Source organism: Micromonospora sp. CA-111912, assembly GCF_050948415.1.
In the GTDB taxonomy this organism is placed as follows: domain Bacteria; phylum Actinomycetota; class Actinomycetes; order Mycobacteriales; family Micromonosporaceae; genus Micromonospora.
This window is the reverse complement of the sequence record NZ_CP192007.1, coordinates 5,445,999-5,468,590: the sequence shown is the minus strand read 5'-3', so window position 1 is coordinate 5,468,590 and position 22,592 is coordinate 5,445,999. Positions and strand designations below refer to the sequence as shown.

Sequence of the window (22,592 nt, the reverse complement as noted above, 5' to 3'; positions counted from 1 at the left end):
GCCGCCGGGCGCTCGGCGTACCCCGCCGGATCAGCCGTCCTCGCGCCAGCGGTTGGTGATCGGCAGCCGGCGGTCCCGCCCGAACGCCTTCATCGAGATCTTCGTGCCGGGCGCCGACTGCCGGCGCTTGTACTCGGCGGTGTCCACCATCCGCAGCACCCGGTCGACGACCGCCGGGTCGTGGCCGGACTCGACGAGCCCGGCCCGGCCGAGGTCGCCGTCGACGTACCCGATCAGGATCGGGTCGAGAACGTCGTAGTCGGGCAGCGTGTCGCTGTCGAGCTGGCCGGGGCTCAGCTCGGCGCTCGGCGGCTTGCCGATCGAGTTCTCCGGGATCGGCGGCGTCTCGCCCCGGCGGGCGGCGTCCGCGTTGCGCCACTTCGCCAGCCGCCAGACCAGCGTCTTCCACACGTCCTTGATCGGGTTGAACCCGCCGACCGAGTCGCCGTACAGGGTGGAGTAGCCGACCGCCAGCTCGCTCTTGTTGCCGGTGGTGAGGACGAGGTGGCCCTCCTGGTTCGACAGCGCCATCAGCAGCACCCCGCGCACCCGGGCCTGGAGGTTCTCCACCGCCACGCCGGACAGCGACAGGTTCGCCAGGTAGGTGTCCACCATCGGCTGGATCGGCTGCACCCGGTAGTCCAGCCCGGTGCGTTTGGCCAGGTCCTCCGCGTCCTCGCGGGAGTGCTCCGAGGAATGCTGGCTGGGCATCGACACCCCGACCACCCGGTCCGGGCCGAGCGCGTCGACCGAGAGGGCCGCCACCACCGCCGAGTCGATGCCGCCGGAGAGCCCGAGCACCACCGACGGGAACCGGTTCTTGTCGACGTAGTCGCGCAGGCCCAGCACCAGCGCCTGCCACACCTCGGCCTCGTCGGCCGCCGGCTCGATGATCCCGCCGACCGCCACCTCGCCCGGGGCCGGCGGCAGCAGGTCGCTGACCTTGGCGCGCTCGATCCGCATCCCGCCTTCCAGCTCCCCGGCGTCGCCGACCGGCTCCGGCGCCGCCGGCAGCTCGACGTCGTGCAGCAGCAGGTGCTCGACGAACTGCGGGGCGCGGGTCAGCAGCGTCCCGTCCGCGCCCACGATCATCGAGTCGCCCTCGAAGACCAGCTCGTCCTGCGCGCCGACCATGTTGACGTACGCCACGGTGGCGCCCGCCTCGGCGGCCCGGCGGCGCACCAGCGGCAGCCGGACGTCGTCCTTGTTCAGCTCGTACGGCGAGCCGTTGATGGTGACCACCAGGCCCACCCCGGCCTGCCTGGCCACCGCGAACGGGCCGCCGGCCTGCCACAGGTCCTCGCAGATGGTCAGCGCCACGTCCACCCCGCCGACCCGCACCACGGTCAGCGTGTCGCCCGGGACGAAGTAGCGGTCCTCGTCGAACACGCCGTAGTTGGGCAGGTGGTGCTTGAAGTAGGTGGCCACCACCTCGCCACCGTGCAGCACGGCGGCGGCGTTGCGGGCCCCGTGGCCCGGCTTGGCGTCGGCGCTGACCTGCGGCGGGCCGTCCGCGTCCAGGTAGCCGACCACCACGGGCAGCTCCCCGAGGCCGTCGGCGGCCAGGTCGGCGGCGAGGCGGCGCAGCGCGGCCTGGGACGCGGCGACGAAGGACCGACGGAAGACCAGGTCCTCGACCGGGTACCCGGTCAGCGTCATCTCCGGGAACAGGACGAGCTGGGCGCCCGCGTCGGCGGCCCGCCGGGTCCACCGGCGGACCAGGCCGGCATTGTCGTCGAGGTCGCCGACGCTCGGATTGACCTGGGACAGGGCGAGACGCAGGGTGGGCATGCCCTCATCTTGCCTCAGCCGGATGGGCCCGACACGGCGGGCGGCCGGGAGACGGCGGCTACCGGCCCGGGCGTCCCGGGGCCCGGCCGCGGGCCCGTGGGGGCAGGTCCGCCGGCCCGCCCGCCAGGTGGCGGGACACGACAGGACGCGGCCCGGAAAGGTCGCGTAACGTCTGCGTAAAGGACCCGGTGGAGACTGGGCGGTAAGCCCGGCCGGTGCTGGGCAACAGCGTCGCGAGGGGTGGAAGTGGACCGTCAGCAGGAGTTCGTCCTCCGCACGCTGGAAGAGCGGGACATCCGGTTCGTCCGGCTGTGGTTCACCGACGTGCTGGGCACCCTCAAGAGCGTCTCGGTCGCGCCCGCCGAACTGGAGGCGGCCTTCGAGGAGGGCATCGGGTTCGACGGCTCGGCGATCGAGGGCTTCGCCCGGGTCTTCGAGTCCGACATGGTGGCCATGCCCGACCCGACCACCTTCCAGGTGTTCCCCTTCGAGGGCGGGGCGAGCGGCGAGAGCGCCCGGATGTTCTGCGACATCCTGCTCCCCGACGGCGGCCCGTCCTGGGCCGACCCCCGGCACGTGCTGCGCCGGATGCTGTCCAGGGCCGCCGAGAAGGGCTTCACCTTCTACACCCACCCGGAGATCGAGTTCTTCCTGCTGGAGAACGGCCCGCAGGACGGCTCGGTGCCCGTCCCGGTCGACACGGGCGGCTACTTCGAGCACACCACCCACGCGGTGGCCCGGGACTTCCGCCGCCAGGGCGTGCTGGCCCTGGAGCGGATCGGCATCTCCGTGGAGTACAGCCACCACGAGGTCGCCCCCGGCCAGCAGGAGATCGACCTGCGCTACGCCGACGCGCTGACCACCGCCGACAACATCATGACCTTCCGGCACGTGGTCAAGGAGGTCGCGCTCTCCACCGGGGTGCAGGCCAGCTTCATGCCGAAGCCGTTCACCGACCAGCCCGGCAGCGGCATGCACACCCACCTGTCGCTGTTCGAGGGGGAGCGCAACGCGTTCCACGACAGCGGCGACCCGATGAAGCTGTCCAAGGTGGCGAAGTCGTTCATCGCCGGGCTGCTCACGCACGCCCGGGAGTACACGGCCGTCACCAACCAGTGGGTCAACTCGTACAAGCGGCTGTTTCCGCAGGCGCTGCCGGACCGGATCACGGAGAGCCCCGCGTACGTCTGCTGGGGTCACCTGAACCGGTCCGCGTTGGTCCGCGTCCCCGCGTACGGCAAGCCGAACTCCGCCCGGGTGGAGGTTCGCTCGCTGGACTCGGCCACGAACCCTTACCTGGCCTTCGCGGTGTTGCTCGGCGCCGGCCTCAAGGGCATCGAGGAGGGCTACGAGCTGCCCCCGGGCGCCGAGGACGACGTCTGGTCGCTGAGCAGCGCCGAGCGCCGCGCCATGGGGTACGAGGCGCTGCCGGAGAACCTGTCCGAGGCGATCGACGTGATGGCCGGTTCCGAGCTGGTCGCCGAGGTGCTCGGCGAGCACGTCTTCGACTTCTTCCTGCGCAACAAGCGGTCCGAGTGGGAGCAGTACCGCCGCGAGGTCACCCCCTACGAGCGGCAGCGCTACCTGTCGCTGTAGGGCTTGCCACCGACGCGGGCTGCCGGGGGTTGCGGCGGGCCGCTATCGTCTCGATCACCGCGCCGGCACCCCCGCCGGGCGGTAGGTGGTCGGGAGGCAGTCGGTGCTGGAGGACCTGCTCAGCGGAGCCTGGCAGAGCGTCGTGTTCGGGGTCGTCGGGGTGGGTCTGATGGCGGCCGGCTTCGGCCTGGTCGACCTGCTCACCCCGGGGAAGCTGCGCGACCTGATCTGGGTGCGGCGCAACACCAACGCCGGGCTGCTGCTCGCCGCGAACCAACTCGGCATCGCCGGGATCGTGTTCACCGCGATCCTTACCAGCTACAGCGACTTCGCCAAGGGGCTGGCCTCCACGGTGATCTTCGGGCTGATCGGCCTGGCGGTCATGGCGCTGGCCTTCTTCGTGCTGGACCTGCTCACCCCGGGCCGGCTCGGCGAGGTCATCTGCTCCGACGAGCCGCACCCGGCGGCCTGGGTCAGCGCCGCCACCCACTTCGGGGCCGCGCTGATCGTCTGCGCCTGCATCGCCTGACGCGGCCCGGCCCTCGGCCCAGCCCCGCCTCGTCGCACCCGGCGGCTAACCTGCGGGCGTGAACCGGACGGACCGCCTCTACGCCCTGGTCGAGGAGCTGCGGGCGGTGTCGCCCCGGCCGCGCAGCGCCCGCTGGCTCGCCCACCGCTTCGAGGTCAGCTCGCGCACCATCGAGCGCGACATCGGCGCGTTGCAGCAGGCCGGGGTGCCGATCTGGGCGGAGACCGGCCGCACCGGCGGCTACGTGGTCGACCGCGCGCACACTCTGCCGCCGGTCAACCTCACCGCCGCCGAGGCGGTGGCGATGGCCGTGGCGCTGCACCGCCTCGGCGGCGGCCCGTTCACCGAGGCGGGAGCCACGGCCCTGCGCAAGCTGCTCGCGGTGCTGCCGCCCGCCGACGCCGCCGAGGCCCGCCGGCTCGCCGGCCGGGTGCACCTCATCGGCGGTGGGCCCGCCGCGCCCGTCCCGGCGGCCGTCGCCGGCGCGGTCACCGCCCGCCGGGTGCTGCGCCTCGGGTACGCCGACCGGGCCGGGGCCGTCACCGAGCGGGTCGTGGAGCCGCTGGGCTTCCTCGGCAACCCCTGGCACTGGTATCTGCTGGCCTGGTGCCGGCTGCGCGACGGCCTGCGCGCGTTCCGGGTGGACCGGATCGGCTCGGTGACCGCGCTGCCGGAGCCGGTCACCCGGGAGCTGCGCCCCGGCGAGCTGGACATCCCGCAGCACATCGTCCGCCAGCTCACCCTGGCCTGAGCCCGCGACGACCGGGTCCGGACCCGCGACGGCCGGGCGGCGGGGGATCGGCGGCGGGGCGGGGCTGGACGGGCCGGCCGATCGCGGGGCGGGCCGGTCGACCTGACCGTCGGGCTCACGATCCCGGCCGACCGCCGGGAAACACCGACAGGACGGTGTCGCGGGACGGGTCGAGGCTGATCTCCGACGGCGTCGGTCGACCGGCCGGCGCGGCGCACGGGAGGCAGACATGACCACGACCAACGCGATCACCTGGTTCGAGATCGGCACCGACCGGCCCGAGGAGGCGGAGCGCTTCTACGGGGAGCTGTTCGGCTGGGCGTTCGAGGAGCAGGGGGCGCCGGGCCGGTCGTACCGGGTGACCGACGGTCGGGACGGGGGGATCGGCGGGGCGATCCGCGCCTCCGACGGCAGCACGCCGAACTACGCGATCTTCTACGCCCAGGTCGCCGACGTGGCGGACGCCTGCCGGCGGGCCGAGGCGGCCGGTGGCAGGGTGCTGGTGCCGCCGCGCGGCGCGCCGAGCGGGCTGACCTTCGGCCACCTGGCAGACCCGGCGGGGAACCACTTCGGGGTGTTCACGCCGCCCGCCCCGTAGCCGCCCCCTGTCCGGGCGGACAGGGGCGGGATCCGAGACGTCGGGACCCCGCCCCTGTCGGCGCGTCGGTGCGCGGCCCCGCCCCGACCGGGGCGGGGCCGCGCGGGCGTCACTTGCCCTCGGAGTCGCCCTTGCCCTCGGAGTCGTCCTTGGACTGGTCGCCCTTGCCCGGGCCGCCGTGGCCGTGACCCCGGTCGCCCCCGCCGGGGAACACGCCCGCCTCGGCGGCCTTGGTGATGGCGTCGGCCTGCTCCTGGGTCAGCTTGCCGTCCTTGACGGCCTTGTCCAGCCGCTCCTTCAGCGCGGCCTGCCGGTCGGCGGCGTCAGGACGCTCGCCGCGCTCCGGGCGGTCGGCCTTGTTCTGCTCGCGCACCTTGTCCAGGGCCGCGGTCACCTTGTCCGTGGAGACCCCCAGCTCCTTGGCGAGCGCCTCGGCGAACTCGGACTGCCGGTCGGCCCGCTGCTGCTGCCGGTCGGTGCCCTCGCTGCTGCTCGCGCTCGGGGTCGGGGTCGAGCTGTCCTCGGCGAACGCGACGGCCGGCGCCGCGATCCCCACGGTGAGTACGCCCGCCGCCGCGAGGCCGGCCAGCAACTGCTTCTTGGAAATCGTGCGGGACATTCGTTCTCCATTTCGTTGCTCGGATGCGATGACATCACCGACAGTGACGGTGCGAGCTGGGTAGGGGCCATGGCGACCCTGTCAGCGAGCTGAAAATCCGGTTTCGAATCGGGGACAAACCAGTTGCCACAGGACGGCCCGGCATAAAGGGTGGGGTCGAGTCGAGCAGAGAGGCGGGCACCCGTTGACCACCCCCACCATCCGAGAGACCGTCCTGCCGGACCCGGGCTGCGGGCCGTACGGGATCACCGCCGGGCCGGACGGCGCGCTGTGGCTGACCCTGGTCCGCACCGGCGGGATCGCCCGGGTGACCGCCGACGGCGCGGTGCGGGCCCACCCCGGCGACCCGGCGACCCGCCCGCTGGTCATCGCGGCCGGCCCGGACGGCGCGCTCTGGTTCACCCGCTCCGGGGACGACCGGATCGGCCGGATCACCACCGACGGGTCGGCCACGTCGGTCGCGCTGCCGGCCGGCAGCGCACCGTGCGGCATCGCCGCCGGCCCCGACGGTGCCCTCTGGTACGCGGGGATGAGCAACGACACCGTGGGCCGGGTCGGCACCGACGGGACGGTGACCGCGTACCCGCTGCCCGTCAGCGGCGGATTCCCGTCGATGATCACGGCGGGGCCGGACGACGCCCTGTGGTTCACCCTCAACCAGGCGAACGCCGTCGGCCGGATCGCGCTGGACGGCGCGGTGCGCCTGCACCCGCTGCCCACCGACGCCGCCGGGCCGGTCGGCATCACGCTGGGCACCGACGGGGCCCTCTGGTTCGTCGAGATCGCCGCTGGTCAGCTCGGCCGGATCACCCCGGACGGCCGGATCGAGGAGTACCCGCTGCCGGACCGGGCCGCCCGGCCGCACGCGATCGTCGCGGACCCGGCCGGCGGCTGCTGGTTCACCGAGTGGGCGGCCAACCGCATCGGCCACGTCACCCCCGACGGCCGCGTCGACGCGTACGACCTGCCCACCCCGGAATCGGAGCCGCACGGCCTCGCGGTCCTGCCCGACGGCACGGTCCACGCCGCCCTGGAACGCGGCGCGGTGGCCCACCTGACCCCCTGAGGGGTCAGCGGACGGCCGGCGCGACCGTGAGGGTGCCGGCGTCGGCGTCGAGGGTGGCCGGGACGCCCACGCCGACCGTGAGCTGGCCCTGACCGTGGCCGATCGGGAGGCCGCCGAGGACCGGAACCCCGAGGTCGCCGAGGCGCTCGGTCAGCACGTCGGCGACGCTGGTGTCCCACTCGTCCGCGCAGCCGGTGAACTGCCCGACGGCCACCCCGGCCAGGCCGTCCAGGGCGCCGGCCCGGCGCAGCTGGGTCAGCATCCGGTCCACCTTGTACGGGGGTTCCTGCACGTCCTCGACCAGCAGCACCGCCCCGGTCAGGTCCGGCATGTCCGGGGTGCCCAGCGACGCGACGAGCAGGCAGAGGTTGCCGCCGAGCAGCGTCCCGGTGGCGCGGCCGGCGACCCGTACGCCGAACGTCTCCTCCCCGGCCACGGCGGCGACGGTGACCGGCTCGGTGGTCATCAGCGCGGCGTGCAGCGACTCGGCCGAGCGCAGCGGGGTGCGCTCGTCCAGCCAGGCCGCCCCGGGGCCGTGCACGCCGGCCAGCCGGGCACCGCGCCAGAGGGCGAGCTGCAACGCGGTGATGTCGGAGAAGCCCGCCACCACCTTCGGGTCCCGGCGCACCGCCGCCATGTCGACGGCGTCCACCACCCGCTGCGCGCCGTAGCCGCCCCGGGTGCAGATCACCCCGCGCACCGACGGGTCGGCGAACGCCGTGTTCAGGTCGGCGGCGCGCAGCTCGTCCGACCCGGCCAGGTATCCCTGGCGGGCGTACGCGTTCGGCGCGAGCACCGGGCGCAGGCCCCAGCCGGTGAGCAGCTCGATGCCCCGGGCCACCCGCTCCGGCCGGATCGGCCCGGACGGGGACACCAACATCACCGTGTGCCCGGGGCGCAGGACCGGTGGGCGCAGGACGGCGTCGTCGGTGATCACAGCCGCAGAGCCTAGCCGCCGGCCGGGGACCCCGGGTTGGCCCGCCGGCGCCCGTCCGCTGCCGTCTCGGGGAGCACCGCGCCGAGGCGTTCCGGGCCGCGGCCGGCGTACCGGATAGCCTCGACGGCGTGGCAACCGCGCTGGTGATCGAGAACGACCCGACCGACGACGTCCGCCGCCTGGGCGAATGGCTGGTGGAAGGAGGCCTGGAGCTGCGGGTGCTGCGCCCGCACGCCGGGGACGAACTGCCCGCCGACCTCGACGGGTACGTGGCCCTGGTGGTGCTCGGCGGCGAGCAGAAGCCGTACCCGCTGCCCGACGGCACCCCCGGGGCACCCTGGTTTCCGAAGCTGGAGGGGCTGCTGCGCAAGGCGGTCCGGCAGCGGGTGCCCACCCTCGGCATCTGCCTCGGGGCGCAACTGCTGGCCACGTCGCACGCCGGCCTCGTCGAGCTGAGCCCGTCCGGGCCCGAGGTCGGCCCCACCGTGGTCGGCCGGCGGGACGCCGCCGATACCGACCTGCTGTTCCGGTACGTGCCGCTGATGCCCGACGTGTTCCAGTGGCACGTCGACGAGATCACCGAGCTGCCGCATGGGGCGACCCTGCTGGCCGCCTCCACCCGCTACCCGAACCAGGCGTTCAGGCTCGGCGACCGGGCCTGGGGGCTCCAGTTCCACATCGAGCCCGACACCGCGATGATCGCCGACTGGGCCACCGACTCCGCCCTGCTCGACCAGCTGGGCTACGACCCGGAACTGGTGGTGGCCGCCTGCGACCGGGTGATGGCCGACATCGAGGAGGTGTGGCAGCCGTTCGCCATCCGGTTCGCCGCCCTCGCCCTCGGTGAGCTCAGCGGCGACGGCGTCCGGCGCAACCTGCCCCTGCTCGGGCACTGACCCGTGATCAGCAGACCGGCCCGGGGCCGGCTGGCCCGCTACGGCTTCGGCACCGCCGACGGCGACGGTGGCTCCCGGGCCGCCGACCTGCTCGGCCCGGCCGGGCTCGGCCTGTGGCGGCCGGAGGAACAGGAGCCGGTCGACGAGCGGGCCGCCGAGCTGTTGGCCGCGCTGTCCCGGGCCGCCGACCCGGACCTGGCCCTGCGCCAGCTGCACCGTCTCGCCGAGGCCGAGAGCCGCGCGGCCGGCAGCACCGGCGGCGGCGGATCGACGGGTGCGCGCCGGGTCACGGATGCCACCGGAGCAGACGGCGGGCCGCCGGGCCCCGCGCGCCGGGCCACCGGCGACGCCGGCGAGCCCGCCGACTCGGCGCTGCTGGACGCCCTGCACGTCGACCCGGGGCTGCGCCGGCGGCTCATCGCCGTGCTCGGCGCGTCGTCGGCGCTCGGCGACCACCTGGTGGCCAACGCCGGCCAGTGGCCGGTGCTCGCCACCGACCCGGACGGGCTCGCCCCCGCCGCCGAGGGCCGGCTGGACCTGACGGCCGCGGCCCGGGTCACCGCGTCCACCCAGCCGATCGCGGTGCTGCGCCAGGCGTACCGGCTGGCCCTGCTGCGGATCGCGGCGGCCGACCTGACCGGCGGTCGCACCCTGGAACAGACCATGGTCGCGCTCTCCGCGCTGGCCGACGCCACCCTCGGCGCGGCCTACGACATCGCGGTGGGCGAGCTGCCCGAGGGCACGCCACGGCCCCGCCTCGGCGTGGTGGCGATGGGCAAGTGCGGCGGTGGCGAGCTGAACTACGTCTCCGACGTCGACGTGATCTTTCTCTGCGCCGAGGACGACGAGCTGCCGGCGGCCACCACGGTCGCCACCCGGCTGATCCACATCTGCGGCCTGGTCGCCTGGCCGGTCGACGCCGCGCTGCGCCCCGAGGGAAACCGGGGCCCGTTGGTCCGCACCCTGGCCAGCCACCTGGCGTACTACCGGCGCTGGGCGCGCACCTGGGAGTTCCAGGCGCTGCTGAAGGCCCGCCCGGCGGCCGGCGACCTGGCGCTGTCCCAGGAGTGGATCGACCAGCTCGCCCCGCTGCTCTGGCGGGCCGCCGAGCGACCGGAGGCCGTCGAGGACGTCCGCTCGATGCGCCGAAGGATCATCGACAACATCCCGCCGAAGGAGCTGGACCGCGAGATCAAGCGCGGCCCGGGCGGGCTGCGCGACATCGAGTTCGCCGTCCAGCTGCTGCAACTGGTGCACGGCCGGGGCGACGAGGCGCTGCGGGCACCCGGCACCATCCCCGCCCTGCGCGCCCTGGTGGCCGGCGGCTACGTCGGCCGGGCCGACGGCGAGGCGCTGCTGCGCGGGTACCGCTTCCTGCGCGGCGTCGAGCACCGCCTCCAGCTCCAGGGACTGCGCCGCACCCACACCGTGCCGGCCGACCCGGCCGGGCTGCGCTGGCTCGCCGCCGCGCTCGGCTACGCGGCCACCCCGGGCCGCAGCGCCGTCGAGGAGTTCCGCGCCGAGTGGGTCACCCACGCCACCGAGGTACGCCGGCTGCACGCCAAGCTGCTGTACCGGCCGCTGCTGGAGTCGGTGGCCCGGGTCCCCGCCGACGGGCTGCGGCTCACCCCGGAGGCGGCCCGGCACCGGCTGGAGATCCTCGGCTTCGCCGACCCGGCCGGGGCGCTGCGCCACCTCCAGGCCCTCACCGGCGGGGTGAGCCGCACCGCCGCCATCCAGCGCACCCTGCTGCCGGTGCTGCTCAGCGAGTTCGCCGACGCGCCCGAGCCGGACCGGGGGCTGCTCAACTACCGGAAGGTCTCCGACAAGCTGGGCGGCACCCCCTGGTACCTGCGGCTGCTGCGCGACTCCGGCCCGGTGGCCCGCCGGCTGGCCCGGGTGCTCTCCTCCTCCCGGTACGCGGCCGACCTGCTGGCCCGGGAGCCGGAGGCGCTGCGGCTGCTGGCCGAGGAGAACGAGCTGACCCCGCGCCCCCGCGACGTGCTCTGCGAGGGCTTCTCCGCCGCTGCGGCCCGGCACGCCGACCCGGTCGAGGCGACCCGGGCGGTCCGCGCGCTGCGCCGCCGGGAACTGGTCCGGATCGCCTGCGCCGACGTGCTCAGCCGCGCCGGGTCGCTCGCCCCCACCCCGACCCGCTCCGACCCGACCGGGCGGGCCGCGCTCGGCCTCGCCGACATCACCACCGTCGGCACCGCGCTGGCCGGCGTCACCGACGCCACCCTCGCCGCCGCGCTGCGCGCCGCCCGGGCCGCCCGGCCGGCCCCGCCCGGGCTGCGGTTCGCGGTGATCGGCGTGGGCCGGCTCGGCGGGTACGAGTCGAACTACCTCTCCGACGCCGACGTGCTGTTCGTCTACGACCAGCCGTCCGGGGCGGAGGAGGGCACGGCCAGCGCCGCCGCCCACGCCATCGCCGAGGAGCTGCGCCGGCTGCTGTCCGCCCCGGCCCCCGACCCGCCGCTCGGGGTGGACGCCGACCTGCGCCCGGAGGGCCGGCAGGGCCCGCTGGTACGCAGCCTCGCCGCGTACGCCCAGTACTACGCCCGCTGGTCGAAGGTGTGGGAGGCGCAGGCGCTGCTGCGCGCCCGGTTCGTCTGCGGCGACGCCGACCTGGGCGCCGAGTTCGAGACGATGGTCGACCCGGTGCGCTACCCGGCCGACGGGCTGACCCGGGAACAGATCGTCGAGATCCGCCGGATCAAGGCCCGGGTGGAGACCGAACGGCTGCCCCGGGGCGCAGACCCGGCCACCCACACCAAGCTGGGCCGGGGCGGCCTCGCCGACGTCGAGTGGGCGGTGCAGCTCCTCCAGCTCCGGCACGCCGGCCGGCTACCGGCGCTGCGCGGCACGCGTACCCTCGACGCGCTCGCGGCGGCGGCCGAAGCCGGCCTGGTCGCCCCGGAGGACGCCGGCGAGATGGCGGCCGGCTGGACCCTGGCCGCGCAGGTCCGCAACGCGCTGATGCTGGTCCGCGGCCGGGACGGCGACCAGTTGCCCCGGCACGGCGTGGAGCTGGCCGGGGTGGTCCGGCTGCTCGGCCGGGACGACCCGGGCGAGTTCCTCGACGAGTACCTGCGCACCGGCCGCCGCTCCCGCGCGGCGATGGAACGCGTCCTCGACTCCTGACCTGGCGGTCGGCGTTGCGGCAGGGCGGGGCCGCCGGTCAGCGGATCGTGTACCGGCCGGTGGTCGGCACGGTCATCGTCGTCCACTCCCCGGCGCGGGACAGCCGCGCGGGGGGATCGGTGGTCAGCCATCGGCTGTACCGGATTCGGATCGACACGGTGGCCCCGGCGGGCGCCTCGACCGTCATCGAGCCGGCATCGTGCCCCGTCAGCATGCCCGGCGGCGCGACCAGCGGGGTCGGGTCGGACACCGCGTAGAGCCGCCAGTGCCGTTCGGACCAGACCTCGGTGAGGTACGGCAGCCCGCCGTCGATCAGTTCCGCCTCCGCGCGCCCCACCCAGGACAGGTCGGCGTCGGGCACGGCGACGTACTGCACGGCGTTGTCGGCCAGCCAGGCCCGGTAGCTCTCGGCGGTCAGCGGAACGCCGGTCCCGGCGGCGCCCGGCACGGTCGTGAAAAAGAGCGGATTGCGGGCGATGTCGGCCTGCCGCAACCAGCCCCGCGCCAGCGGGACGTCGCCGAGGAGGGCGGCCTCCCAGTAGTCGCGGGTCGGCGGCACCTCGACCCGCCCGGTGAGCCCACGTCGGGCCAGCTCGGCGCGCAGCGGGGCGAAGTAGGCCGGCTCGGTCGTCGGGCCGCCGACGCCACGCAGGTCGGCCGGCACCACCGGGGGCTGCCACCAGCAGACGGCGGCCAGCAGCGCCGCCAGGGCGGTGCCGGCCGCCCCGCCCCGACGCAGCGCGGCCGGCAGCCGCCGGGTGGCCCGCTCCGGCAGCCGGGCGGCGGCGGCCAGCACCGGCAGCGCGAACATCACCGCCAGCCGGGTCGCGTTCAGCCCGACCGGCGTGTGCACCAGCGCGGCGATCAGCACCCCGGCCGCCGACAGCAGCGCGCCCACCCGGACCGGCCGGTACGCCACCAGCGCGGCCACCACCAGGCTGGCCAGCGCGGCGCGCAGGGTGTCGGTGCGGCTGATGTTCATCCAGCCGCCCTCGCCGAACAGCAGCCCGGTCACGGCCAGCGGGGCCGCCGCGGCGGCTCCGAGCAGCAGGCCGTCGCCGTACCGGCGGGTGAGCAGCAGCGCTACCCCGGCCAGCCCCACGAACAGGCCGGCGACCGGGCTGGTCGCGGAGGCCAGCAGCGCTGCGGCAGCGGCCAGCCCGACACGCAGGCAGCGGCGGCCCGGGGGCACGCTCGTCGGCAGGGTGAGCGCGAGCAGCGCGGCGAGCCCGAACGCCACGCCGAGGCCGTAGGTGACCCGGCCGGAGACGAGGTTGCCGGCGATGGTGACCACCCCGACCAGGCCGCCGAGCAGCGGGCGGGGCACCCCGGTACGCGCCAGCAGCGCGGCGAACGCCGCCGCCGCGCCCACCAGCGCGAGGACGCCGGTCACCCGGACGCCGAGGACAGCCATCACCGGCGGGGAGACCAGGCTGTAGCCGAGGGGCTGGATGCCGCCGTACCACCGCAGGTCCACCAGGGCGGGGCCGTGCGCGGCGAAGAAGTCGGCGCGGGCCACCTGGGCCGAGAGGTCGGAGCCCATCCTCGGCAGGAGCAGGTAGCCCACGCCCAGGACGGCCGCGAACCCGGTGGACACCGCCACCACCGCACTGCGTCGCATGCCCACCTCCGTACCGCGACCACCGTACTGGCAGCATGGCGGGCGTGCCTCACCACCTCGCGCGCTGGACGGGTCTGACCGGTTCCCTGCTGCTCGCCGTGTCCGCGTACCTCGGCGGGGCGTTCCCGAAGGGTGACCTGCGCCCCACCCCGGTCAGCATCTGGCAGGGGCCGCACGGGCCGCTGATCATCGCGGCCTGGCTGGTCGGCACCGCCCTGATGGCCTGGGCGTGGTGGTCCCTGCGGGACGGGACGCCGTCCGCGCGCTGGGCCCTGGTCACCGTCGGCCTCTGGCTGCTGCCGCTGCTGCTCGTCCCGCCGATGGCCAGCCGGGACGTCTACGCGTACGCCTGCCAGGGCGCCAGCTACGCCAACGGGATCAGCCCGTACGAGCAGGGCGTGTCCGCGTTGCCCTGCCCGTGGCTGGACTCCATCTCGTACATCTGGCGGGACACCCCGGCCCCGTACGGGCCGCTGTTCGTGGTGCTCGCCGGGGCGGTGGTGAAGGCGACCGGTTCGCTGACCGCCGCCGTCGTCGCGTTCCGGCTGCTCGCGTTCGCCGGGGTGGCGCTGACCGCCGCCTGCCTGCCGGTGCTGGCCCGCCGCTGCGGGGTTCCCATCGGGCGGGCGCTCTGGCTGGCCCTGGCCAGCCCGCTCATCGGCGTGCACCTGGTGGCCGGTGCGCACAACGACGCGCTGATGGTCGGCCTGTTGGTCGCCGGGTTGGCCGTGGTGGCCGCCCGGCCCGGGCGGCCGGGCCCGCTGCTGGCCGGCGGGGTGCTGCTCGGCCTGGCCGTGTCGATCAAAATCACCGGGTTGGTGGTGATCCCGTTCGCCGCGCTGGCCGCGATGGCCGGGCCGTACCGGATCCGGACCCTGCTCCGTGACGGTGCGCCGGTGGTCGTGGGAGCGATCGCCACGATGGTCGGGGTGACCTACGCCGGTGGCCTGGACTTCGGCTGGATCGGTGGCCTGGAGAGCGGGGGCGACGTGATCGCCTGGACGTCGCCCTCGACGGCGGTCGGCCAGACCGTCGGCTACGTCGCGGTGATCTTCGGGGCGCACGTCGACGCCCTGCCGGTGACCCGAGCGATCGGCCTGGTCGCGCTGGCCGTGCTGCTGGTCTGGCTCTGGTGGCGGGCCCGCACCCGCGACCCGCTCTTCCACGCCGGTCTGGCGCTGGCCGCCACCGTCGCGCTCTCCCCGATCGTGCACCCCTGGTACTGGATCTGGCCGCTGACGGTGCTCGCCGCCACCGCCCGGCGGGGCACGTGGTTCGCCGGGGTCGCGCTGGTCGGATCATTCCTGGTGCTGCCGGACGGCACCGGCCTGGCCCGGTACACCAAGGTGCCCGGTGCGCCGCTGATGACGCTGTTGCTGATCTGGGCCGTCGTGTGGTGGGTGCGGTCGGCGAGGGCGACCCGCGCGCCGGCCTGATGGTCGGGGCGTGGTGGGCGCTGCGCCGGGGCGCCTCGTCAACCGGGTGGGCGTACCGCACCGTGACCGGGTCAGCCAGCCCTACGAACAACTTCCCCGGCTGACTACCGACGGACCTGCCCTGGCGCGCAGGCCTGCCTCGGCTGTGTCGAAGTGCTTGACGAGCCACCTTGCGGACTCTATGTTTAACGCAGAAGTTAATTAACGAGGTGGTTAAGAACGTGGCAGCCGATCGACTCAGCGTCATCTTCGCGGCGCTGGCGGACCCGACCCGCCGGGCGATTCTCGCCCGGCTCGCCGAGGGGGACGCCACGGTCACGGAGTTGGCCGAGCCGTTCGCGATCAGCCTTCCGGCGATCTCCCGGCACCTGAAGGTGCTCGAACAGGCGGGGCTGATCTCCCGGAGCCGGTCCGCCCAGTGGCGCTCCAGCAGCCTCAATCCCGAGCCGCTGCGCGAGGCCACGGCGTGGATGGAGCGGTACCGGCAGTTCTGGGACACGAACTTCGACCGGCTCGACGCGCACCTGCGACGGATGCGGCAGGCACCGGCGACGCCTGCCGACGCCCAAGCCGACCACGACGACCAGGGCAAGCAGTGAGAGAGGACAACACCATGACCGAGACCGCAGCCACCGAGAAGCTCGTCATCACCCGGATCTTCGACGCCCCGCGCGAGCTGGTCTACCGCGCCTTCATCGACCCCGACCAACTCGCCCAGTGGTTCGGCCCGATGGGCTTCTCGGTGCCCCGGGAGACCGTCAGCGTCGACGCCCGGGTCGGCGGCCACCAGCGCTTCATCATGGTCAACGACGCCGACCCGAGCTTCAGCTCCCCGGTCGACGCCACGTTCACCGAGGTGGTCGAGAACGAGCTGCTCGTCGGCCACGAGGAGGTGCACGGCATCCCCGGCTTCCCGGATGGGGCCCGGCTGGAGATGCGGATCGAGTTCCACGACGAGGGCGACGACAAGACCCGCCTCGTGCTGTGCCAGGGCCCGTACACGAAGGATGTCGAGGCGGGCGCCCGGGAGGGCTGGGGCAGCTCCTTCGGCAAGCTGGACGCCCTGCTCGTCCGCTGATCGGGGCCGGACGTCGCGCGGGTGGGGGCGGGGCATCCCGTGGGTGGGCGGGCGCCGTTCCACCCGTACCGGAAACGGCCGGGCCGGCCCCGCGTGCTGCGGAGCCGGCCCGGCCGGTGCTGGTGGAGCCTGCTGACCCGAGGGCTCAGCAGTCGAAGTACATCGCGAACTCGTGCGGGGTCGGGCGCAGGCGCACCGGGTCGACCTCGTTGGCCCGCTTCCAGCCCACCCAGGTGGAGATCAGGTCCGGCGTGAACACGCCGCCGTCGAGCAGGTAGTCGTGGTCGGCCTCGAGCGCGTCGAGCACCTCGGGCAGCGAGCCCGGAACCTGCTTGACCGAGCCCCACTCCTCCGGCGGCAGGTCGTACAGGTCCTTGTCGATCGGCTCCGGCGGCTCGATCTTGCTCTTGATGCCGTCCAGGCCGGCCATCATCATCGCCGAGAAGGCGAGGTACGGGTTGCTCGACGGGTCCGGCACCCGGAACTCGACGCGCTTGGCCTTCGGGTTGCTGCCGGTCACCGGGATGCGGGTGCAGGCGGACCGGTTGCGCTGCGAGTAGACCAGGTTCACCGGCGCCTCGAAGCCCGGCACCAGGCGGCGGTACGAGTTGACCGTCGGGTTGGTGAAGGCCAGCAGCGACGGGGCGTGGTGCAGCAGGCCGCCGATGTACCAGCGGGCCATGTCGGACAGGCCGGCGTAGCCGGTCTCGTCGTAGAACAGGGGCTCACCGTTCAGCCACAGACTCTGGTGGGTGTGCATGCCCGAGCCGTTGTCGCCGAAGAGCGGCTTCGGCATGAACGTGGCCGTCTTGCCGTTGACCCAGGCCTCGTTCTTGATCAGGTACTTGAAGAGCTGGAGCTGGTCGGCCGACTGCAGCAGGGTGGAGAACTTGTAGTTGATCTCCGACTGGCCGGCGGTGCCGACCTCGTGGTGCGACCGCTCCACGGTGAAGCCGGCGTCGAGCAGGCGACGGACCATGCCGTCGCGCAGGTCGGCGTAGTGGTCGACCGGCGGCACCGGGAAGTACCCGCCCTTGTACGGGGTCTTGTACCCGCGGTTGCCACCCGGCTCCTCGCGGCCCGAGTTCCAGGCGCCCTCGACCGAGTCGATGTAGTAGAACGACTGGTGCGCCGAGGTCTCATGGCGGATCGAGTCGAAGATGTAGAACTCGGCCTCGGCGCCGAAGTACGCGGTGTCGGCGATGCCGCTCGCGGCGAGGTACGCCTCGGCCTTCTTCGCCACGTTCCGCGGGTCCCGGGAGTACGCCTCACGGGTGAACGGGTCGTGCACGAAGAAGTTCAGCGCGAGGGTCTTATGCGTGCGGAAGGGGTCGACGAAGGCGCTCGCGGCGTCCGGGAGCAGGAGCATGTCCGACTCGTGGATCGACTGGAAGCCGCGGATCGACGACCCGTCGAAGGCGAGACCGTCGGTGAAGACGCTGTCGTCGAAGGACTCCACCGGCAGGTTGAAGTGCTGCATCACGCCGGGCAGGTCACAGAAACGTACGTCGACGAACTTTACGTCCTCGTTCTTGAGGTATCGCAGGAGTTCCTCGGGATTGGCGAACACACGTCCTCCTGGCACGTCCACGGGGTGGCTGGCTCCTGGCGACGCTATGACCGCGCGGTTGCCCGGCCGTATCTTGAGTGTTTCTGTCGTGTTACGTCGCTCGCGCTGCGTCATCTTCGCCGGTCAGTCGCCATCCGCTGTCCGTTCGGAGGATACTCGGCGCGGCGTTGTACCGCAGATTACCGCCATTGGTCCGATTCGGCGGCCGGTGCCGATCCGACCATCCCGGCGTGCCTGACTACCCTTGGCGACTGTGACCACGCCGCAGCAGCCCGCGCCCCCCGCCACCGACCCCGGTTTCGTCCCGCCCACCCTGGGCCGTCGGTTCGGCGCCCTGGTGATCGACTGGGTGCTCTGCCTGCTGGTGTCCAACTTCTTCGCCGACCCGGTCCGCGACGGCTGGGCCCCCGTCGTGGTGCTGATCGTCGAGTACGCCCTCTTCCTCGGACTGTTCGCCCAGACCCCCGGCATGTACATCACCCGGATCCGGTGCCTGTCCTGGGCCGACGGCGGCCGGATCGGGCTGACCCGCGCGCTGCTGCGCGGCGTCCTACTGGCGCTGGTGGTCCCGGCGCTGATCATGGACGAGCACCGCCGCGGCCTGCACGACCGCCTCACCGGCTCGGTCATCACCCCCGCCCCCGCGCCTGACCACCCTGCCCCCGGGCGGCGGCCCTGACCACCCCGCCCCCGGGCGGCCACTCCTCGACCCCAGCGATCTCGCGCTATTTCACGGAAAGAGTGGCCTCCCGGCGACGGGAGGCCACTCTTTCCGTGAAATAGCGCGTCTTGGAGCGCCGGGCGTGGGCGCGGCGCGCGGGGGAGGGGAGGGGGTTAGCGGCCTCGGGTCTGGCGGAAGGCGTTGCGCTGCGGGCGCATGTTCTTCGGGATCGCGCCCTTGGGCATCTGTGGGCGGGCGGTGAGCGCCTTGAGCCGCTTGTCGAGGGAGTTGACGTCCTTGCCGCTGAGGCTGCGCGGCAGCCGCATCAGGGTCATTCGCAGCTTGCGGATGGGCAGCTCGCCCTCGGCCTGGCCGATCACGTAGTCGTAGAGCGGGGCGGAGCCGATGACCTTGGTCAGCCGCCGCTTCTCCTGCCCCAGCAGGCCGCGGACCCGCTGCGGGTTCCCCTCGGCCAGCAGGATCACGCCGGGGCGCCCGATCACCAGGTGCACCATGTCCATCTGGGTGGTGGCGCTGACGGCGGGGGTGACCCGCCAGTCGCCCCGCATGTTCTCCATGATCTGCGCCGCCGCGCCGGGCTGCCCCTCGGCGGCGTTCATCATCGCCTTGTTGGACCGCAGGTTGAGCACGATCAGCACGGCGAGCAGGGCGATCAGGATGCCCAGCGGCAGCCAGAACCAGCCCCAGAGGATCACCGCGACCACGGTCAGCGCGAGCGGGATCAGCACCGCGCCTGCGGTCAGCGGCGCGAACCACCGGTCCTGCTTGGCGGTGAACTGGAACACCATCCCGATCTGCTTCAGCCGCTGGCCGAACGAGACCTTCTCCTGGGGCTTTGCCATGTCGCAGAGTCTAGTGGTCGCCGTGCAACGGGGTTGATCCGCGCCCGGTGCTCCGGCCGGTCAGGACCGGCGGGGCAGGACGGGCGCGGCGCGGCCGGTGCCGTGCCGGCCGGTGGACCCGCCTGCCGGGGCGCCGTCGGCCTGCTCGTGGTACTCCTCCTCGACGTTGACGGTCCACACGTCGTGCTCGCCGCCGTCGAGGATGTTCTCCACGGTCAGCATCGCGGTGAGCATCGAGTGGTCCTGGTTGTTGTAGCGGTGCATGCCGTTGCGGCCGACCGGGTGCACGTTCGGCACCGCCTCGGCGAGCCAGGCGCGGACGGTCTCCACGGCCTGCTCGTACCCGGCGTCGTAGAGCGGGTACGCCTTCGGCATCCGGACCACGTACCCGGCGGAGACCGCGCCGGCGTCGACCAGCCCCAGCGCCTCCAGTTCGGCGGTGCCCAGGGCGATCAACTCGTCGTCGGCGGCGTCCCACAGGTCGTCGCCGACGTCGACGAAGTACTCCAGCCCCAGGCAGGTGAACCCCTCCCGCACCAGGTACGGCGACCAGGAGCCGAAGTTCTGCACCCGGCCGACCCGTACCCCCGGGGTGTGCACGTAGATCCAGTTGTCCGGGAAGCCGGCGGCGGCCGGCACCACCAGGGCCACGGTGAGGAAGTCGCGGTGCCGCAGCGCGTCGGCGGCGGCCAGCACCTCCGGCGGCGCGGGCGGGTCCACGGCCCGGACCAGCGCGGGCAGCGGCATGCTGCTGATCACGTGGTCGGTGGCGACCCGGCGCGTGCCGTCCGGCCCGGCCACGGTCACCGCGACCGCCCGGCCGTCGGCGCGGTGCACGGTCGCCGCCCGGGCCCTCAGCGTCACCACGCCGCCGGCCTCGGTGACCAGTTCGGCGCAGCGTTCCCACATCATTCCCGGGCCGAGCCGGGGGTACTGGAACTCCTCGATCAGGCTGGTGATGTCGGCCCGGGCCAGGCGGGGCAGCAGCGCGTTGCGCACCGCCCCGGCCAGCGACAGGTTCCGGATCCGCTGGGCCGCCCAGTCGGCCTGCAACTCGGTGGCCGGGATGCCCCAGACCTTCTCGGTGTACGTCTTGAAGAACATCCGGTACAGCCGGGTGCCGAAGCGGGCCGACACCCAGCCCTCGAAGTGGCTCTGGTCCGCCGGCGGTCGCATCCGCGCCCACAGGTACGACCCGACGCAGCGGGCCGCCTCGACGACCCCCAGGTTGCCCAGCGCGTTGCCGGCCCGCAGCGGGTAGTCGAACAGCCGGCCCCGGTAGTGGATCCGGCTCATCCGGGGGCGCAGCAGGAAGTCGCCGTCGGGCAGCACCTCGTGCCAGAACGCCTCGACCCGGGCCACCTTGGTGAAGAACCGGTGCCCGCCGATGTCGAACCGCCAGCCGTCCCGCTCGACGGTGCGGCTGATCCCGCCCACCACGTCGTCTGTCTCGACCACCTCGACAGGGGCGTTCCGCCTCGTCAGTTCGTAGGCGGCGGTCAGGCCGGCGGGACCGGCACCGATGATCACCGTATGTGGCAGGGGCATGACTAAATTCACCATCTTCGACGTCTGACGGCAAGTGCCGCCCCGCAGGATGGGACGCCTGGCCCTCGAACGCGCGGAATCTAGCACGCGTGGGGCCTCCGCATCGGCCCCGAACGGCCGACGGTCAGGAGCCCGGCAGCCAGATCCGCCAGCCGTCGACCGTCACCAGGCGCATCCCGCCGGGTCGCCCGGGCAGCTCCCGGTCCAGCCGTGCCGCCAGCGGCGACCCGACGGGCGCGACGTACGCGGGGGCCGCCGCCCGCACCACCGCCTCCCGGTACGCCGGATAGCGGTCGAACCCGGGGCGCAGTTCGTCGTCGACCACGGCGCAGACCACCTCCTCGGCGGTGGCGAAGGTGACCGCGTTGCAGGTCCAGTAGCCGCCGTAGATGTGATGTACCCCCAGCCGGTCCAGGGCGGCCACCAGCTCGCGGCGCTGCGTGGCGGTCTCCCGGGCCGCCGCGGCGGCGTCCACCGCGCCGGCCGTCGCCACCGCCGCCGTGCCGACCGTCCCGGCGAGCACGGCCAGTGCCGCTACCCGGGCCACGACGCCCCGGACCCCCGGGCCCCGGTCGTGCAGCGCTGCCCACACGGGCCAGAGCAGCGCCGGCAGCGCGATCGCCACGCAGGACAGGTACCGGGCGCTCTCCACCGGGGTCCGCCCCGCCGTGCTGCTGACCGCGTACGCCGCGACGCTGGCCGCCGCCCCGGCCACCAGCGCCAGGCGTACCGCCGCCCCGGCCCGCAGGTCCCGATCGCTGTCCCTGTCCCCGGCCGGACGCAGGGCGCGCCACGCGGCCAGACCGGCCAGGACCAGCAGAACGGGGAGCGCCGCCGCCCACCACAACTGCCACGGCGCGCAGTGCGACGGGGAGCAGAACCCCATACCCAGCGGCGGCCCGAGCAGCAGCCCGCCGTGCAGCCGGTCCGCCCAGCCCGCCGGTGTCTCCGCGCCGCTCGCCGTGAGCACGGCCGACAGTGGGTTCCGGCCCTGGGCGACGCTGTGGACCAGCATCGGGGCGGCCCCCACCAGCGCGCCGATGCAGGCCAGGGCCCCGCCCGGGCCGGCCAGCTCCCGCCGGCACATCACCACCAGCACCACGCCGGCGGCCAGCACGTACGGCAGCAGCAGCGGGTCGATCCACCCGGTGAGCCCGGCCAGCAGGCCCCAGCCCGCCCACCGGGCCTCCCGGCTTCTCGCCCACCGGGCACCCGGGGCGCCCGGTCTGGCGGCCGCGTCGGTCTCCGCTCCCGGGGCCGCGCCGGCCCCCGGCCGGCCCGCGCACAGGCCCAGCGTCAGCAGTGCCAACCCGACCCCCATCGGGTTCAGCTCCGGGTATCCGCCACCGGCGATGAGTTGGTTCTTCACCACCCGGTCCGAGCCGAGCGCGAGCAGCCCCACGACCAGCAGGGCGAACCACGGGGCACCGCCGAGCCGGCGGGTCAGCCGCCAGGTCAGCAGCAGGAAGAGCGCGTACAGGGCGAGCAGGGGCAGCCGCAGGGCGGTCACCGAGGGCCCGTCCAGGGCGAACAGCGGAGCGGCGAGGTACGCCTCCAGCGTCCCCATGTACGACTGGCCGTAGAACCAGACGGGGAAGTGCCGTCCCTGCGCGATGTGCAGCGCCGCCAACCCCATGGTGGCCTCGTCGCTGTTCGTCGGCGGCGCCTCGTTGACCAGCAGCCAGAGTCGGTACCCGACCCCGGCCAGTACGGCGAACCCGGTCAGCGCGGTGGGCAGCGTCAGCCGCCACGCCGGCCGGGGCGCCGGGACGGCGCGCCCCCGGTCGCGTACCCCCGTGGTCATGACCTGATCATGTCACCGGTGGACGTGCCACGGCCCGACCCAGCGCGGCGCGGCTCGTGGCGGCGCCCCGTTCGGAACGGCGGT

General features: G+C 74.1%; 19 protein-coding genes. 11 read left to right on the top strand and 8 right to left on the bottom strand.

What is annotated here, in order from left to right:
* Positions 1-30 precede the first annotated feature (30 nt).
* Positions 31-1,791, bottom strand: a complete 1,761-nt coding sequence (locus tag ACQPZO_RS22570; protein WP_433343749.1) for an NAD+ synthase — start codon at positions 1,789-1,791, stop codon at positions 31-33.
* 246 nt (positions 1,792-2,037) lie between these two features.
* Here ACQPZO_RS22570 and glnA (ACQPZO_RS22565) point away from each other — a divergent pair, with 246 nt between their 5' ends.
* The 4 genes from glnA (ACQPZO_RS22565) (at position 2,038) to ACQPZO_RS22550 (ending at position 5,265) form a co-directional block, all read left to right on the top strand.
* Positions 2,038-3,387, top strand: a complete 1,350-nt coding sequence (gene glnA / locus ACQPZO_RS22565; protein ID WP_433343748.1) for a type I glutamate--ammonia ligase — start codon at positions 2,038-2,040, stop codon at positions 3,385-3,387.
* A 103-nt stretch (positions 3,388-3,490) separates the two neighbouring features.
* Positions 3,491-3,916: a DUF350 domain-containing protein gene (locus tag ACQPZO_RS22560; protein WP_433343746.1), complete on the top strand. Its 426-nt coding sequence runs from the start codon at positions 3,491-3,493 to the stop codon at positions 3,914-3,916.
* Between the two features lie 58 nt (positions 3,917-3,974).
* Positions 3,975-4,667 (top strand): helix-turn-helix transcriptional regulator, encoded by a 693-nt coding sequence (locus ACQPZO_RS22555; protein ID WP_433343745.1) that lies wholly within the window; start codon positions 3,975-3,977, stop codon positions 4,665-4,667.
* Positions 4,668-4,896: 229 nt separating this feature from the next.
* Positions 4,897-5,265, top strand: a complete 369-nt coding sequence (locus ACQPZO_RS22550) for a VOC family protein (RefSeq protein WP_405105857.1) — start codon at positions 4,897-4,899, stop codon at positions 5,263-5,265.
* Positions 5,266-5,374: 109 nt separating this feature from the next.
* Here ACQPZO_RS22550 and ACQPZO_RS22545 read toward each other — a convergent pair whose 3' ends face one another.
* Entirely contained in the window at positions 5,375-5,884 is a 510-nt protein-coding gene (locus tag ACQPZO_RS22545; RefSeq protein ID WP_433343743.1) for a hypothetical protein, read from the bottom strand.
* Positions 5,885-6,068: 184 nt separating this feature from the next.
* On the opposite strand from ACQPZO_RS22545, the gene ACQPZO_RS22540 reads away from it, so the two are divergent.
* Positions 6,069-6,950 carry a Vgb family protein gene (locus tag ACQPZO_RS22540; RefSeq protein WP_433343741.1) on the top strand — a complete coding sequence of 294 codons (882 nt, stop codon included), beginning with the start codon at positions 6,069-6,071 and terminating at the stop codon, positions 6,948-6,950.
* Positions 6,951-6,954: 4 nt separating this feature from the next.
* On the opposite strand, the gene ACQPZO_RS22535 is transcribed toward ACQPZO_RS22540, so the two are convergent.
* Positions 6,955-7,887, bottom strand: coding sequence for a S66 peptidase family protein (locus ACQPZO_RS22535; RefSeq protein WP_433343739.1), 933 nt, complete (start codon positions 7,885-7,887; stop codon positions 6,955-6,957).
* A 128-nt stretch (positions 7,888-8,015) separates the two neighbouring features.
* On the opposite strand from ACQPZO_RS22535, the gene ACQPZO_RS22530 reads away from it, so the two are divergent.
* Entirely contained in the window at positions 8,016-8,783 is a 768-nt protein-coding gene (locus ACQPZO_RS22530; RefSeq protein ID WP_433343737.1) for a type 1 glutamine amidotransferase, read from the top strand.
* 6 nt (positions 8,784-8,789) lie between these two features.
* The gene (locus ACQPZO_RS22525; protein ID WP_433351163.1) at positions 8,790-11,927 is read left to right on the top strand and encodes a bifunctional [glutamine synthetase] adenylyltransferase/[glutamine synthetase]-adenylyl-L-tyrosine phosphorylase; all 3,138 of its coding nucleotides are present in this window, start codon (positions 8,790-8,792) and stop codon (positions 11,925-11,927) included.
* A 37-nt stretch (positions 11,928-11,964) separates the two neighbouring features.
* Here ACQPZO_RS22525 and ACQPZO_RS22520 read toward each other — a convergent pair whose 3' ends face one another.
* Complete coding sequence (locus ACQPZO_RS22520) at positions 11,965-13,548, bottom strand: hypothetical protein (protein ID WP_433343736.1); 1,584 nt, start codon at positions 13,546-13,548, stop codon at positions 11,965-11,967.
* Positions 13,549-13,583: 35 nt separating this feature from the next.
* Between ACQPZO_RS22520 and mptB the strand changes: the two genes are divergently transcribed.
* From mptB to ACQPZO_RS22505, 3 genes are all read left to right on the top strand, one after another.
* Positions 13,584-14,984, top strand: a complete 1,401-nt coding sequence (gene mptB, locus ACQPZO_RS22515; protein ID WP_433343734.1) for a polyprenol phosphomannose-dependent alpha 1,6 mannosyltransferase MptB — start codon at positions 13,584-13,586, stop codon at positions 14,982-14,984.
* 221 nt (positions 14,985-15,205) lie between these two features.
* The gene (locus ACQPZO_RS22510; protein ID WP_433343732.1) at positions 15,206-15,583 is read left to right on the top strand and encodes an ArsR/SmtB family transcription factor; all 378 of its coding nucleotides are present in this window, start codon (positions 15,206-15,208) and stop codon (positions 15,581-15,583) included.
* Between the two features lie 14 nt (positions 15,584-15,597).
* Positions 15,598-16,062, top strand: a complete 465-nt coding sequence (locus ACQPZO_RS22505) for an SRPBCC family protein (RefSeq protein ID WP_433343730.1) — start codon at positions 15,598-15,600, stop codon at positions 16,060-16,062.
* A gap of 145 nt (positions 16,063-16,207) precedes the next feature.
* Here the strand turns inward: ACQPZO_RS22505 and glnA (ACQPZO_RS22500) are convergent, their stop codons facing one another.
* Positions 16,208-17,632: a type I glutamate--ammonia ligase gene (gene glnA, locus ACQPZO_RS22500; RefSeq protein WP_433343728.1), complete on the bottom strand. Its 1,425-nt coding sequence runs from the start codon at positions 17,630-17,632 to the stop codon at positions 16,208-16,210.
* A 253-nt stretch (positions 17,633-17,885) separates the two neighbouring features.
* On the opposite strand from glnA (ACQPZO_RS22500), the gene ACQPZO_RS22495 reads away from it, so the two are divergent.
* On the top strand, positions 17,886-18,311 hold the full coding sequence (locus tag ACQPZO_RS22495) for an RDD family protein (RefSeq protein WP_433343727.1): 426 nt from the start codon (positions 17,886-17,888) through the stop codon (positions 18,309-18,311).
* A 155-nt stretch (positions 18,312-18,466) separates the two neighbouring features.
* Here ACQPZO_RS22495 and ACQPZO_RS22490 read toward each other — a convergent pair whose 3' ends face one another.
* The 3 genes from ACQPZO_RS22490 to ACQPZO_RS22480 all read right to left on the bottom strand — a co-directional run bounded on the left by ACQPZO_RS22490 (position 18,467) and on the right by ACQPZO_RS22480 (position 22,508).
* On the bottom strand, positions 18,467-19,156 hold the full coding sequence (locus ACQPZO_RS22490) for a DUF4191 domain-containing protein (RefSeq protein ID WP_433343725.1): 690 nt from the start codon (positions 19,154-19,156) through the stop codon (positions 18,467-18,469).
* A 60-nt stretch (positions 19,157-19,216) separates the two neighbouring features.
* Entirely contained in the window at positions 19,217-20,704 is a 1,488-nt protein-coding gene (locus ACQPZO_RS22485; protein WP_433343723.1) for an NAD(P)/FAD-dependent oxidoreductase, read from the bottom strand.
* Positions 20,705-20,828: 124 nt separating this feature from the next.
* Complete coding sequence (locus ACQPZO_RS22480) at positions 20,829-22,508, bottom strand: hypothetical protein (RefSeq protein ID WP_433343722.1); 1,680 nt, start codon at positions 22,506-22,508, stop codon at positions 20,829-20,831.
* Between the last annotated feature and the right edge of the window lie 84 nt (positions 22,509-22,592).

Coding starts and splice junctions, on each gene's coding strand:
- ACQPZO_RS22570 (WP_433343749.1), bottom strand. CDS start 1,791: ATGCCCACCCTGCGTCTCGCCCTGTCCCAGGTCAATCCGAGCGTCGGC.
- ACQPZO_RS22550 (WP_405105857.1), top strand. CDS start 4,897: ATGACCACGACCAACGCGATCACCTGGTTCGAGATCGGCACCGACCGG.
- ACQPZO_RS22545 (WP_433343743.1), bottom strand. CDS start 5,884: ATGTCCCGCACGATTTCCAAGAAGCAGTTGCTGGCCGGCCTCGCGGCG.
- ACQPZO_RS22520 (WP_433343736.1), bottom strand. CDS start 13,548: ATGCGACGCAGTGCGGTGGTGGCGGTGTCCACCGGGTTCGCGGCCGTC.
- mptB (WP_433343734.1), top strand. CDS start 13,584: ATGGCGGGCGTGCCTCACCACCTCGCGCGCTGGACGGGTCTGACCGGT.
- ACQPZO_RS22505 (WP_433343730.1), top strand. CDS start 15,598: ATGACCGAGACCGCAGCCACCGAGAAGCTCGTCATCACCCGGATCTTC.
- ACQPZO_RS22490 (WP_433343725.1), bottom strand. CDS start 19,156: ATGGCAAAGCCCCAGGAGAAGGTCTCGTTCGGCCAGCGGCTGAAGCAG.
- ACQPZO_RS22485 (WP_433343723.1), bottom strand. CDS start 20,704: ATGCCCCTGCCACATACGGTGATCATCGGTGCCGGTCCCGCCGGCCTG.
- ACQPZO_RS22480 (WP_433343722.1), bottom strand. CDS start 22,508: ATGACCACGGGGGTACGCGACCGGGGGCGCGCCGTCCCGGCGCCCCGG.